This window comes from Streptococcus canis (assembly GCF_900636575.1).
GTDB lineage: Bacteria > Bacillota > Bacilli > Lactobacillales > Streptococcaceae > Streptococcus > Streptococcus canis.
Genome location: NZ_LR134293.1, coordinates 1,156,164 through 1,170,381, shown reverse-complemented (window position 1 = coordinate 1,170,381; position 14,218 = coordinate 1,156,164). Strand labels below are relative to the sequence as shown.

Sequence of the window (14,218 nt, the reverse complement as noted above, 5' to 3'; positions counted from 1 at the left end):
CTTTTTACTCCTCACTTTCTGTTACTTCAGTGTTTTGTTTTGTATAGTAATAGTTTTTCTCAGCATAATACCCAAAAATAAAGCGGTAATCTAACGGTTTCTCCATTGTTTCTGTTCCTAACAGAGGATTTAACAGTTCCAAAATTTCTTCTTTTTCTTTTTCTAATTTCTTCCAACTGCCACGACGATTTAATTTCAATGGTTCTTCGTAAGGCTTAATTTTATTCTCCAATAACATCATCAATTTTGTTGGCTGTCCAGTATAGGCTGTCCAATAACGTTCCGCATTGGTAATACGATCACTATCGTTTCCATCCAAGCCATAACGCAACGTCTCGGTTAATTCAAAAATTGCTAATAATCGCCCGAAAAGATAGGAACGATTTTGATTGGTATGATCTAGCATCGGTGAAAATTCCTCCCCATTTTGTTTGTGTAAAATTGCTAAGCAGACCTGCTCAACTTGGTACCAGTGCTTACGGTAACGGTGTCGTTCTTTGACATTGTTACTCAACTTTTTGACAATGGACTGTGGCATCGGTTTACCATCAATCAAACTTGTCACTAACTTTTGAACTTGATCACTTTTGAAGTTATCATTGTCTAATTCAAGGAAGCGATCCCTGTCAACCCCGTAGGAAACATTAAGGATGTCATGAAAAGTAGGGGTTCTTAAGCGACTTTTCCCAGACTTAGATCGCGATTCCCAACTGTATTTTTCCTGCCACTTGTTAAGATTGGTGAGTAATTGGGACGCTTGAAGCTGACGAAAATATTTTAAAGCAATCCGCCCATTACTGGTTTTATTCAAAATAGCAATGTGACGCACCTAATGCTTCTAAATAAGCTAACTTTTTCTTAGCAACACCATAAGATACAAGAATTCCTATCATGTCATTATTGATGAGGTTCATTTTGGCTCCTGCTGTTTTAAAAGCTTGTTTTAACTTACCTTTGAACTTTTTATTTGCCGTCTGATAAGTATTAAGGCTTAAATAGTCATAGATTGATATGTTGTCTTCCAAAGGATAATCCATCAGTCCCCGATTATTGGCATAATAATACTCAAAAAAGTCACGGTTTAAAGTTGAGATATCGATTGGAGACCCAATCTTATAAAGAATAGATTCTGTGGCTTCTTTTTTAGCTTTTATTTCTGTCAGCCTAGAAATATTTTCCTCTTCATTGGTCAGATTGACAAGAGTGACCTGACCTTTATCTCGTTTGCCTTCTCGATTACATCGTCCAGCAGCCTGAACAATAGAATCAATCCCTGAATAGGAACGAATGACACGATGAAAGTCAACATCTACACCTGCTTCTATTAATTGTGTGCTAATACAAATAATAGGGGTATTATTTTGTAACTCCGTTTTGATCTTAGCAATCAAGTCAAGCCTATGCTGCGCGCACATATTCGTCGAAAGCTGATAGACCGGTCTATCAGTCATGTCTTTGAGCATAGTGTAGCAGTTATGAACCGTTTTTTTCGTGTTAAAAATAGCAAGAACTGAGTTTTCCTCTCCTAAAATAAGATTAATAACATCAGTCAAATAAACTTTCTGATCACTATCATCAAATTTTCTAAGCTCTGTCCTTGAAAACACTTGTTTTTCTTCAATCGTTAACTCAACTATTTCAGCTAATTCTCCTAAGTCTCCTCCATAACAGATACGATGGTCAATCTCTGAAGAATCATAAGCAGGTTGTGTTGCTGTACAAAGAATAATGGTTGTGTCCATAACTTTATTTAAAAAATTCATCGTTAAATTAAACAAACTTGTGACTTCAATAGGCAGGGACTGAACTTCATCTAGAATCACAACACTATTAATCAAACTTGAAAAACGTCTCAGATTAGCTGATTTTGTTTTAAAAAGTGTTTGGAAAAATTGAACCATAGAAGTCAAGACTACTTGACTATCCCAGCTATCACTAAGATAAGCTGACAGTAAATTGTTCTTGTCATCGTCATCTTCATTAGCCTGTTTCACCACATTGGAATGGTGTTCTAGAACGCCAAGGTCACCGGTAACTTTTCTAATTTCGGAAGCATTTTGCTCAAGAACCGAAAGAAAGGGCGTTATGTAAAAAAATCTTGATTTGTCGTGATGAACTAATTGGTGAAACGCATAGCGCATACTAAGATTAGTCTTGCCAGCTCCTGTCGGTAAATCTAAGCGATAAATTCCCTTAGAATCCCGTTTACCTCTTTCTTTAACACGCTCAGCGATTTCTGTCCGAATAGTATTCAACTGATTGTTTGGCCGCCCAAAGTTAGCATATTTTTGTTCAATGGCCGCTAAATAAGAGTGTTTTAGAGAGAATCGCTCTGTTTTATCCATAGGACTTATTTTAAGACCATAGGCATTTACTGTGTCCAAAATATCAGCGTTTTTTAAGAGCGACAAGTAAAGTCTCACCATACAGGACTGATAATAATCCCACTCACTCTTATCTTGCCAGTTTAAGGAAGACATAGCTTTTTGGTAATTATCAAAAGCTTGATCAATAAGCTCCCCTAAATCTTTGTAGCCATAATTACACAATTTTTCTTCTAATTTTATAGCGTACCCTTTAATATCTTCGTGATAGTGATAATCATCTAAGTCTCTGTTGATACGGTTTTTAAATTTATTAAAGCCATAATATTCAGCATCGTCAGAATAGTAGCAAAAATCATACATCCCATGATGAGCCGAGATGACATAACCCACCATTTCATTGAATGTCATTCTCTCATTTTTATCAACCCCGCGGCTTTTTAGATGAGGCCCAATAATAGAGCATAAGTATTTTGCTCCTGCATAAGAGTGATCAACATGCCGATTTGGATTATTTAAAAGTTTATCTTGAAAGGCTCTATCAGCTTTGCCTAGGTCATGGTAAAGACCAATTAAAAAAAGCACATCTCCCTGACCAATTATAGACGCTTCTTGTCGACTGGAACAAGCCACATGCCATAAGTGCTCATCTAAAGACTGCTTTTTTTCAGATTCTTGTTCTGTATTCTTTTGATAATGCGCCAACTTTTCTTTAGTCATCACTCTCTCCCTTATTCCTAACTCATATCTCTTAATAATACGTTAACATTTTAACATTTTTGAAAGAAATTGTAAACGGATACAAGGTCAACTAGTTCCCAAAAAGCCTTTAATTGAGTTGCCGAAAAAACAAGAGTCTGTGACAAAAAGATTTCTATTTTTGAAATTCTTTATCATCAGAGCTAATAAATTCATCATTAAACAAAAAAGCGAACAAAACTAGATTCCTGACAATCAGAATTATGTTTCGTTCGCTTTTTTTATTTGACGTTGAGCTTTTGCCCCAGTCTCTTGTTAGGTGTTCTGTAAATGGAAATGATTTTTTCGACTAAGAATAGATTTGCTTAGGAAACTTAAACTTAACTTAATTGAAGGTTGAGGCGCCCTATTAAGACAGAGTTTCGTTAATTACCCCACCAACTTCTGCATCTCTGCAATCCGTTCTTGGGTGGCGTCGTATTTGGCTTGGTAGTCGGCTTGTTTGTCTTTTTCTTTTTGGACGACTTCTGGTTTGGCGTTGGCAACGAAGCGTTCGTTGCCGAGTTTTTTGCCGACCATGTCCAGTTCTTTTTGCCATTTAGCCAGTTCTTTATCTAGGCGAGCGAGTTCTTCTTCCACGTTAAGCAAATCTGCTAGTGGCAAGTAGATTTCGGCTCCTGTGATGATGCTGGTCATAGCCAGTTCTGGCGCAGCAATGGCTGAGCTGATTTCTAATTTTTCAGGGTTGGTGAAGCGTTTGATGTAGTTGATATTGCCATTGAAGAAGTCTTCCAATTCACTATCTGCTGTCTTAATCAAGATGGTGATTGGTTTTGATGGCGCCACGTTAACTTCCGCACGCGCATTTCGGACAGCACGAATAAGGTCTTTCAGACTTTCCACACCTTTGTGCGCAGCTTCATTTTCAAAAGCTGGGTTAACTACAGGATAGTCCGCCGTCACGATAGAACCGTCTGCATATTGACCGAAGATTTCTTCGGTCACAAATGGCATGATTGGGTGAAGGAGACGCAAGATTTTGTCCAAAGTATAAAGAAGGACAGAGCGCGTGATAACTTTCTCAGCTTCGTTGTCGCTGTATAGCACTTCCTTGGTCAATTCCACGTACCAGTTGGCAAATGCTTCCCAGATGAAGTTGTAAAGAATGTGTCCTGCCACACCAAACTCAAACTTGTCAAAGTTTTCTGTAACCTTAGCAATGGTTTCATTGAGGTTGTGAAGAATCCACTGGTCAGTCATATTTCCAGCTTCTGAGGCAGCTACCTTAGCCACATTGCTTTCAGCTTCTTCCAAGGTCAATCCTTCATTATTCATGAGGATATAACGGGAAATGTTCCAAATTTTGTTAATGAAGTTCCAAGACGCATCCATTTTTTCATAGCTGAAACGGACATCCTGACCTGGCGCAGAACCGTTTGAGAGGAACCAACGAAGGGCATCCGCACCATATTTTTCAATGACGTCCATCGGATCAATGCCGTTACCCAATGATTTAGACATTTTACGTCCTTCTTCGTCACGGATAAGACCATGGATAAGAACGTTTTGGAATGGCTGACGCCCTGTAAATTCAAGCGATTGGAAAATCATACGAGACACCCAGAAGAAAATGATGTCATAACCTGTTACTAAGGTTGACGTTGGGAAATAACGTTTGAAATCTTCTGAATCTGTGTCAGGCCAGCCCATAGTTGAGAATGGCCAAAGGGCAGATGAGAACCAAGTGTCAAGGACATCTTCGTCTTGTTTCCATCCGTCACCTTCTGGTGCTTCTTCGCCAACATAAATCTCACCTTCTGCATTGTACCAAGCTGGAATTTGATGCCCCCACCATAATTGGCGAGAAATTACCCAATCATGGACATTTTCCATCCATTGGAGGAAGGTATCGTTGAAACGTGGTGGGTAGAAATCTACTCGGTCATCTGTTTCTTGGTTAGCCATCGCGTTTTTGGCTAGCTGGTCCATTTTAACAAACCACTGCGTTGACAAACGTGGCTCGACCACAACACCTGTCCGTTCTGAGTGACCAACAGAATGCACCCGTTTTTCAATATTAACGAGAGCACCAAGTTCTTCAAGTTTAGCAACGGTTGCTTTACGGGCTTCAAAACGGTCCATGCCAGCAAATTCACCAGCTCGTTCATTCATGGTTCCGTCATCATTCATGACATTAACTTGTGGCAGATTATGGCGTTGACCAACCTCAAAGTCGTTCGGATCATGAGCAGGCGTGATTTTAACTACCCCAGTCCCAAATTCAGGATCCGCATGCTCATCACCCACGATTGGAATCAATTTATTCACGATTGGTAAAATAACATGTTTGCCAATCAAATCTTTGTAACGAGGGTCTTCTGGGTTTACGGCAACGGCAACGTCTCCAAACATGGTTTCTGGTCGCGTGGTTGCCACTTGAAGGGCGCGTGAGCCATCTTCCAACATATAGTTCATATGGTAGAAAGCACCCTCAACGTCCTTGTGGATAACTTCGATGTCGGAAAGGGCTGTTCTGGCAGCAGGATCCCAGTTGATGATAAATTCGCCGCGGTAAATCCATCCTTTTTTGTAGAGGTCAACGAAAACCTTGCGAACGGCTTTTGACAAGCCCTCGTCAAGCGTGAAACGCTCACGGCTGTAATCCACAGAAAGCCCCATTTTACCCCACTGTTCCTTAATCGTAGTGGCATATTCGTCTTTCCATTCCCAGACCTTGTCCAAAAATTTTTCACGACCAAGATCATAACGGGTAACCCCTTGACCACGCAAGCGTTCTTCGACTTTAGCCTGTGTCGCAATCCCTGCATGGTCCATTCCTGGCAACCAAAGGGTATCAAAACCCTGCATGCGTTTTTGGCGAATGATAATATCTTGAAGCGTTGTGTCCCAAGCATGTCCCAAGTGCAACTTACCAGTCACATTTGGTGGTGGAATCACGATAGAATAAGGCTTGGCCTTTTGATCTCCAGATGGCTTAAAAACATCGGCATCAAGCCACTTTTGATAGCGACCTGCCTCAACCTCGGCAGGATTGTATTTTGGTGATAGCTCTGTCATTTTAATTCTCCTTGATATGAGTCATTTTTTGAATAATGAGCTGCGCTGTTTCTGCAGCTGTGAGGTGACTATTATTAATTTTATGGTAATGAGTGAGCATGTGAGGTGGTTCTGAAGGATTGAACAAAGCGTAATCCATGGTTGACCGAATATCTTGTTCTGACCACTCAATGTTGCGCTTAAGAGGTTTGTATTTGAGGCGATTTTCTGTGCGATTGCGCTTGAGGCGTTCATTGACATCTGTTTCCAATTCAACAAAGAGAACCTCTTGGTCATAAGACTGAAAAACCGCTTGACTCTTTTCAAGAAATGCCACATCATTTGGATCATTGAAATCAATCACGATGGTGAAAATCATTTCTTGGCCAATCTTGGCAAAAGTCTCAAAAAAGTTAAACCGAAGACGCTCAATCAAGGCTGTGCTCTCTTGAGACCATGGCATAAAGCGCAACACAAAATCAATAGAATCATGATTATGAAACAAGGTCATACCTGTCTGCTTGGCAATTTCCTGCCCAATGGTCATCTTGCCCGACGCTTGAGCACCAATGATAATAAGGTTCATTTCCTTTTCCATACCTCCCACTCACTTTTTAGTAAGCCAAAACGCATGTCGCCACAGCGGCGACCTTGAACGTCCTTGCGGTCACGGACGTTGGCTTCTAAGGTAAAGCCTAGTTTGCGAGCCACTGCCTGACTTTGCTTGTTGTCATCATAGCAACCCAGCTCAATTTTATGCAAATCAAGCAAGGTAAAGCCAATCTCAATCAGGGCGGCAGCCGCTTCTGGAACAATGCCCTGTCCCCAATAATCAGGATGGAGCAGGTAGCCCATTTCAAAACCATCGTCCGCCCTTCGATGGTTAAAATCCACAGAACCAATAACCTTATCATTACCTTTTAAGGTAATGGCATAACCAGAAGGCAGTCCCTCTTTTTCAAGATTAGCTGGGTAAATGTCTTGAAGATAGGCAATTTCATCTGCTAAGCTTTTGACGGGTGGAAAACCAGCAGGATAACTAACCTCAGCCAGTTTGGCAAAGGCAAATATGGCCTTGGCATCCTCCAATTTTCGTTGACGTAAGAGCAGCCGTTCTGTTGCCACATCAGGCAAAGCTTTTCCATTATATTCTTCTAACATCTTCACGATACCCCATCACCTTCTTTCAATTCCCCACCACCTCTATTTTGATTCCATCCGGGTCTTCAAAATAGAGAGCATAGTGATTCTCTCCTCCTGCGTAGGGATAGCGGTCCTCGTAGAGGAGATTGACACTTCTAGTAATCAAGTCTTTTCTCAGTTGGTCAATTTGTTTACGACTGCCACCATAAAAAGCTAGGTGATTGAGGCCTATTCGGCAACGATGGTAGCCTACTTCAAGGAACTCAGCTGGTGTTTGGACAAAAACGATGTAGTGTTCTGACTTTTTGAAAGAGAATCCATTCTCCCATTCTTGATAGGGATAATAGCCTAGTTTAATCAAAAGTGGTTCATAAAATTCACGTGACTTTGCTAGGTTAGATACATAAACCTCAACATGATGTAACATGATTTCCTCCTTTTAAAACTGCCTATCTCAACAAAAATTTCTAGTGGACTTTTCCTATTCCATACATTAGTTTTGACAAAAATTCGATAATAATTTTCCCAAAACATCAAAATCCCTGCCTAGTTACACTAGACAGGGACGAATTTCGTGTTACGATTTCCGCGGTACCACCACTGTTTCAGATTACAAAAAGAATCTGCCACTTTATCTCTTTAACTTGGAAACCTCAGCTACCAGCCTTGACATCTGTGCGGATTTCTCAACCCCACCGCTCTCTGTAACAGACAAACTCAATGCACCTCTGATTGCTAATATTCTAACAAATTTATAGCCATTAAGCAACGAGAAGATGGCTATTTTTTCAAGTTTGCCCCATTTTCGACCAATTTCTTAACCGTTGCTGGACCAATCCCTTTAAGAGCAAGGAGGTCTTTTTCTGTCCACTCCTTAAAAGCTTGTGCTGAATGAATGCCTTCGGCATACAGGGTTTCAACAAGATCTGAACGGATACCTTCTACGACTGCTAAGGCTGAAAACTCATCAAGAGAGAGGGTTGCTTGACTTGCAGTAACCGTTTCCAGTGCTTGGCTGCCTTTTTCCACAAGGTCTTTACCAGCAGATATACTTTTGTCCACAACTGTTTCGACACTTGCCACAGCTTTATGAAAGACCTGGCTCGCCTTTTTCAACAATCCTTTACGTTTCATTTCTAATTTCAATACTTTTTTACGATTTTTTTGTTTTGCCACTTTTTCTCATCTCCTTATTCCTTAATAATGTCTGGCTCCAAATAAATCATCTGGAATATCATGAAAGGCTTTGCCATTTTTGTAATTGTCAAACTTTCCCAGTAAAAACTCATAAGCATCTAACTTGCTTTCATAACGAATAAAAGCCTCTTTAGCTCTTTCATCACCATCTTCTTGAGCTACTTGCTGACTGGTTGACATGGCTAGTTGATTGACCTGAATCTGGGTTTTGACCCAAGCTTCAAAATCCCTTAAAAATTCTTCTTCATAAGACATGTTGAGCTTCCTCTTTCTGAAATTATCCTTACCATTATACCACAAGGCAAGCTTCTTGTGCTATTTTGTTAACAAATGAATTCTTGATTAAGACTTTTTTAGATTTACTGGCTTATTTTTTCATTGAAGCACATTTTCTACTGAATAAGTCTAGAAAAAGATAGGAAGCTATGTTATAATGTTATTCCATAGGAAACGATGTTTTTAGAAAGGATAATGGCATGACAGATAACCCTATCGGTATTTTAATTAAAATAGCCAGTTTAGCCTTTGATCGAACTGCCAGTCAATTATTGAGTGATTATAACTTGACCCCCAGCCAATTTAAACTACTTAAATACCTAAGTGCTCACCAAGACCAACTGACCAGACAAATTGATTTAGAAACCTTCTTCAAAATGTCCAATCCAACAGTCACTGGTTTACTCCAAAATTTAGAAAAAAAGGGGATGATTGAAAGGCACCATCATCCCCAAGATAAACGTTGTAATATCATTAGATTAAGTGAGAGCGCTAGCTTGAAAGCAGAGGATTATTTGCAAAAAAGCAAACTCATTGAAGACCACTTTACCCAGGCACTTTCTAAAGAGGAGCAAGCGACTTTAAAACAGCTCCTATTAGCCCTAATTGACAGCAATCCCAATACACTACACTCAAAGAAAGGACATCATGCAGACCAATAAATTACAAACAGCCCCTATTCCAAAATTGTTAGCCGCTATGGCTATGCCTGCCATCATCGCCAATCTCGTCAATTCCCTCTATAATATTGTGGATCAAATTTTCATTGGACACGGAGTTGGATACTTGGGAAATGCCGCAACCAGCGTTGCCTTTCCACTAACCATCATCTGTTTAGCCTTTGGTTTGACCTTGGGTCTCGGAGGAGCTTCTAATTTTAATTTATCTCTTGGTCGGGGCCAAAAAGAAAGGGCAGGACAGGTTATTGGCAACGCCATTTTCTTGTCTTTGGCTCTAGGAGTAATCATCGGAGCCGGGATTCTCCTTTGTTTAAAACCACTGCTCATTTTATTTGGGGCAACAGACGCCACTCTAGTATATGCCATGGATTACACAGGTATTACAGCTTTTGGGATTCCATTTTTAATGTTCACCATGAGCCTCAACCCCTTGGTTAGAGCAGATGGTAGCCCGACTTATTCCATGATGGCCATTGTTGTTGGTGCTATTTTAAATACAATCTTAGACCCTATTTTTATTTTTGGCTTTCAATGGGGAATTAAGGGAGCTGCCTTTGCTACCCTTATCAGCCAAATCATCTCTGCCCTTTTCTTAGGATTTTACTTTAGGCGATTCAAGTCCATTCACCTTAAAAGTAGTGACTTCCGATTGGATAGTGATGTGATTAAAAGCATCGTTAGCGTTGGCTCGTCTTCTTTCATTTTTCAATCATCCACCATGCTGATTCAGATTGTCACCAATAATATGCTACGCAAATACGGGGCTGAATCCATCTATGGTAGTGATATTGCCATTGCTGTAGCAGGGATTGTTATGAAAATCAATTCGCTTTTTATTGCGGTTATTATCGGACTTGTTCAAGGGGCTCAGCCAATCGTCGGGTTTAACTACGGGGCACGTCAGTTAGACCGTGTCAAGGCAACCACTGCTCTTATGCTAAAAACAGCTATTATCATTTCTCTGGTGGCTTTCTTGGCTTTTGAACTCTTTCCAAAACCCTTTTTAACCTTATTTGGTCACGGCTCCGCCCTCTACTTCCAATTTGGTATAAAATACGTCCGTGTCTTCCTTTTCTTTGTAATGCTTAATGGTGTACAGATCGCCTCAACCACCTTTTTCCAAGCCATTGGTAAAGCCAGCATCGGAGCCTTCCTCTCCCTTACCAAACAAATTATTTTTCTCTTACCCCTCTTGTTTATCTTACCGCATTTCTTGGGGGTTGAAGGTGTGATGTTTGCTGGTCCTATTTCAGATGTCATCGCTTTTATTACTGCTCTAACTTTCCTCAAACGAGAATTTAATCGCATGCCACATGATTTGCGGGTTGATGGCTGATGAGATACAAAGCCGCCTAAAAAGTGGCTTTTAAAATCTATTTTTTTTAAAGAAAGACTTGCATCAACTCATAAGTTATAGTATTATAGAAAGGTAGCCGCTATAGTTAAATGGTATAATAAAGCAATGGTAATGCTTCGTTCCGAGTTCGATTCTCGGTGGTGGCAGAAAATATATGAGTGAAACCTTATTGTTATAGGGTTTCTTTTCTTTTTGTTCTTGATAATCATGACCACCCGTTAGACGGGTGGTTTGAACCGGGGCTATAAGCCCACATCACCAGCCAGCGCCTAAAGATGCTGGCTTTCACTTTGTTCAAGCCTCGCTGCTCTTGACTCGTCACTAGCCTCTTAAAGAGGCAGTTGTACTACTTGCCACTATCCCTAAAGGGATCCTCATATTCTTTCACACTCAACTTATCAAGTGCTATATCATGTTTTTCCTGCTCTTGAATATATTTCTTTATGGTGGCTTCATTGAGACCAACTGTACTCACGTAATAGCCCTCTGCCCAAAAATGTCGATTCCCAAATTTGTATTTTAAGTTGGCGTGTTTATCAAACATCATTAAAGCACTTTTACCTTTTAAATACCCCATGAAACTTGATACACTTATTCGTGGTGGAATGCTCACTAACATATGAACATGGTCTGGCATCAGATGTCCTTCTATAATTTCCACTCCTTTGTAACTGCATCATCGGCGAAATATCTCGCCTAAACTGTTTCTATATTGATTATAAATAACTTTTCGTCTATACTTAGGTGTAAACACAATGTGATATTTACACATCCACTTTGTGTGTGATAAACTATGTGCCTTTTGTGCCATATTATTGTCTCCTTTCGCTTTACAGTTGGCTTGAACACCCTTATTGTATCGCGTTTGGAGATTTTTTTGTATAACATCTGATGCGCACCCGCATAGCGGGTGGTTTATTTGTCTCGCACCTATCGGAGCGAGACGGGCTTAAAGCCACATAATAAAAACAAAAAGCAACGTCATCAAAACGGTTGCTTTTTGTTTGGTTTAAGAATCAATCTTAAAATAACTAAACACTTTATTAAAGTTGGAGAGAGATGCATAACTTTATTAAAGTGTTCACACCAATAAATGGCGAAAAGTTTAGTGACATTTTAGGTCAAAAGATTAATCCTCTTTTTTCTTAGAAACAGATAATAAACCAACTGATGCTAAAATTGTCAAGGCTGCAACATTAAAGAACGGAGCTACATTCTCACCTGTTGCTGGTAGTTTATTTCCTTTACCATTGACTTGCTGATCCTTACCTGTTGGATCATTCTTCTCTGCATCTGTACGTGGGTCAACCACTGTAACTTTTACAGGAACTTCATCTGTTGACTTATCTGGATAAGTCACAACAACAACAGCGTCTTTTTCTCCTGGTGTCTTAGTATCAACTGGATCTTTGTAAGCTACTGTACTTCCAGCTGGAACATCTGTTAGAGATTGTGATGGATCTGGTTGTTCACCCACATTAACGGTTTGATCCTTGCCTGTTGGATCATTCTTCTCTGCATCTGTACGTGGGTCAACCACTGTAACTTTTACAGGAACTTCATCTGTTGACTTATCTGGATAAGTCACAACAACAACAGCGTCTTTTTCTCCTGGTGTCTTAGTATCAACTGGATCTTTGTAAGCTACTGTACTTCCAGCTGGAACATCTGTTAGAGATTGTGATGGATCTGGTTGTTCACCCACATTAACGGTTTGATCCTTGCCTGTTGGATCATTCTTCTCTGCATCTGTACGTGGGTCAACCACTGTAACTTTTACAGGAACTTCATCTGTTGACTTATCTGGATAAGTCACAACAACAACAGCGTCTTTTTCTCCTGGTGTCTTAGTATCAACTGGATCTTTGTAAGCTACTGTACTTCCAGCTGGAACATCTGTTAGAGATTGCGATGGATCTGGTTGTTCACCCACATTAACGGTTTGATCCTTGCCTGTTGGATCATTCTTCTCTGCATCTGTACGTGGGTCAACCACTGTAACTTTTACAGGAACTTCATCTGTTGACTTATCTGGATAAGTCACAACAACAACAGCGTCTTTTTCTCCTGGTGTCTTAGTATCAACTGGATCTTTGTAAGCTACTGTACTTCCAGCTGGAACATCTGTTAGAGATTGCGATGGATCTGGTTGTTCACCCACATTAACGGTTTGATCCTTGCCTGTTGGATCATTCTTCTCTGCATCTGTACGTGGGTCAACCACTGTAACTTTTACAGGAACTTCATCTGTTGACTTATCTGGATAAGTCACAACAACAACAGCGTCTTTTTCTCCTGGTGTCTTAGTATCAACTGGATCTTTGTAAGCTACTGTACTTCCAGCTGGAACATCTGTTAGAGATTGCGATGGATCTGGTTGTTCACCCACATTAACGGTTTGATCCTTGCCTGTTGGATCATTCTTCTCTGCATCTGTACGTGGGTCAACCACTGTAACTTTTACAGGAACTTCATCTGTTGACTTATCTGGATAAGTCACAACAACAACAGCGTCTTTTTCTCCTGGTGTCTTAGTATCAACTGGATCTTTGTAAGCTACTGTACTTCCAGCTGGAACATCTGTTAGAGATTGCGATGGATCTGGTTGTTCACCCACATTAACGGTTTGATCCTTGCCTGTTGGATCATTCTTCTCTGCATCTGTAATAGTAGGTGTAACCAATTTTTTATCTAATTCATCAACTGATGTTATCTTATCATTGATAGCTGTCTCGGTCTGTGGATTATTATCGAGGTCTTCAGTAATAGTATGAACTCCTTCTAAAACTTCGTTTCTAGAATTTTCCGACCACTTGGGATCCTCAGCTTTCTTTTTTAAATCGTCTAGTTTTTCTCTTAGAATAGTAGTATCATATACCGTCAAACTAACACTTACTATATCAGTCTGTCCATCATCCTTAACGTGTGGTTGTCCATTTTCACTAAATATATTATAGGTAACCCTAGCTCCTCCTGTACTCTGCAACTGAGAAACATCCCCATAGTATTGAGTACCTTGTTTAATAACATACGTTGCTGTAAAGCCCTGTTTTAAAACAATTAGTTGTAATGGATCTATTTTACCTAATTTTACATCATATAAATCTATGTAGGCGTTTCCGTTCTGCATGTTTTTAGTGATACTTGTATTTAATGTAGCAGCACTTCCTGGAATCATCTCAGCCGCAAATACAGTATCTGTAGAAATATTAAATTGGCCTTGAGTAAAACCTCCTAAAAAACTAATGCCAATTAGTACAGAAGCTGCACCAAATTTAAACTTCTTAATTGAAAACCGTTGTTTCGTCTGTGAAGTATCATAATTATTATTTTTTGACCTTCTAAACATAGCATTCTCCCTTGCTTTATTCTGTATAATTCTATACATAGTAAAGTATAGGCTTAAACAACAAATATTAGAATATCTATCTTTTTTTATTGAATCTAATCTGTTTTTTTTTTTTTTCTAATTTCATTTTTGGAGG

General features: G+C 39.8%; 9 protein-coding genes, 1 tRNA gene and 3 pseudogenes. 3 read left to right on the top strand and 10 right to left on the bottom strand.

Features of this window, described 5'->3' with window-relative positions; all coding sequences use genetic code 11:
* Nucleotides 1-4: 4 nt before the first annotated feature.
* From cas8c to EL097_RS05980, 8 genes and pseudogenes are all read right to left on the bottom strand, one after another.
* Nucleotides 5-823, bottom strand: a pseudogene (cas8c, locus tag EL097_RS06015) (type I-C CRISPR-associated protein Cas8c/Csd1); the annotation flags it as partial.
* Nucleotides 819-3,047, bottom strand: a pseudogene (cas3, locus tag EL097_RS06010) (CRISPR-associated helicase Cas3'); the annotation flags it as partial. The pseudogenes cas3 and cas8c, both read right to left, overlap by 5 nt.
* A gap of 405 nt (nt 3,048-3,452) precedes the next feature.
* Entirely contained in the window at nt 3,453-6,101 is a 2,649-nt protein-coding gene (locus EL097_RS06005) for a valine--tRNA ligase (RefSeq protein ID WP_003044519.1), read from the bottom strand.
* Between the two features lies 1 nt (nt 6,102).
* Complete coding sequence (locus EL097_RS10605) at nt 6,103-6,666, bottom strand: hypothetical protein (protein ID WP_003044521.1); 564 nt, start codon at nt 6,664-6,666, stop codon at nt 6,103-6,105.
* On the bottom strand, nt 6,663-7,241 hold the full coding sequence (locus EL097_RS10600; RefSeq protein WP_003044523.1) for a GNAT family N-acetyltransferase: 579 nt from the start codon (nt 7,239-7,241) through the stop codon (nt 6,663-6,665). The genes EL097_RS10605 and EL097_RS10600 overlap by 4 nt, the downstream gene beginning before the upstream one ends.
* Nucleotides 7,242-7,266: 25 nt before the next feature.
* On the bottom strand, nt 7,267-7,650 hold the full coding sequence (locus tag EL097_RS05995; protein ID WP_003044525.1) for a VOC family protein: 384 nt from the start codon (nt 7,648-7,650) through the stop codon (nt 7,267-7,269).
* A 353-nt stretch (nt 7,651-8,003) separates the two neighbouring features.
* The gene (locus EL097_RS05985) at nt 8,004-8,399 is read right to left on the bottom strand and encodes a helix-hairpin-helix domain-containing protein (protein ID WP_003044527.1); all 396 of its coding nucleotides are present in this window, start codon (nt 8,397-8,399) and stop codon (nt 8,004-8,006) included.
* A 21-nt stretch (nt 8,400-8,420) separates the two neighbouring features.
* Nucleotides 8,421-8,675 carry a DUF1912 family protein gene (locus EL097_RS05980; RefSeq protein ID WP_003044530.1) on the bottom strand — a complete coding sequence of 85 codons (255 nt, stop codon included), beginning with the start codon at nt 8,673-8,675 and terminating at the stop codon, nt 8,421-8,423.
* A 221-nt stretch (nt 8,676-8,896) separates the two neighbouring features.
* Between EL097_RS05980 and EL097_RS05975 the strand changes: the two genes are divergently transcribed.
* The 3 genes from EL097_RS05975 to EL097_RS05965 all read left to right on the top strand — a co-directional run bounded on the left by EL097_RS05975 (nt 8,897) and on the right by EL097_RS05965 (nt 10,879).
* Nucleotides 8,897-9,358 carry a MarR family winged helix-turn-helix transcriptional regulator gene (locus tag EL097_RS05975; RefSeq protein ID WP_003044532.1) on the top strand — a complete coding sequence of 154 codons (462 nt, stop codon included), beginning with the start codon at nt 8,897-8,899 and terminating at the stop codon, nt 9,356-9,358.
* Entirely contained in the window at nt 9,345-10,712 is a 1,368-nt protein-coding gene (locus tag EL097_RS05970) for an MATE family efflux transporter (RefSeq protein ID WP_003044534.1), read from the top strand. Before EL097_RS05975 ends, EL097_RS05970 begins: the two co-directional genes overlap by 14 nt.
* 96 nt (nt 10,713-10,808) lie before the next feature.
* Nucleotides 10,809-10,879, top strand: a tRNA-Thr gene (locus tag EL097_RS05965).
* Nucleotides 10,880-11,079: 200 nt separating this feature from the next.
* On the opposite strand, the pseudogene tnpA reads toward EL097_RS05965, so the two are convergent.
* A pseudogene (gene tnpA / locus EL097_RS05955) lies at nt 11,080-11,544 on the bottom strand (IS200/IS605 family transposase).
* A 318-nt stretch (nt 11,545-11,862) separates the two neighbouring features.
* Complete coding sequence (locus tag EL097_RS05950) at nt 11,863-14,082, bottom strand: alpha-like surface protein (protein WP_129544990.1); 2,220 nt, start codon at nt 14,080-14,082, stop codon at nt 11,863-11,865.
* Between the last annotated feature and the right edge of the window lie 136 nt (nt 14,083-14,218).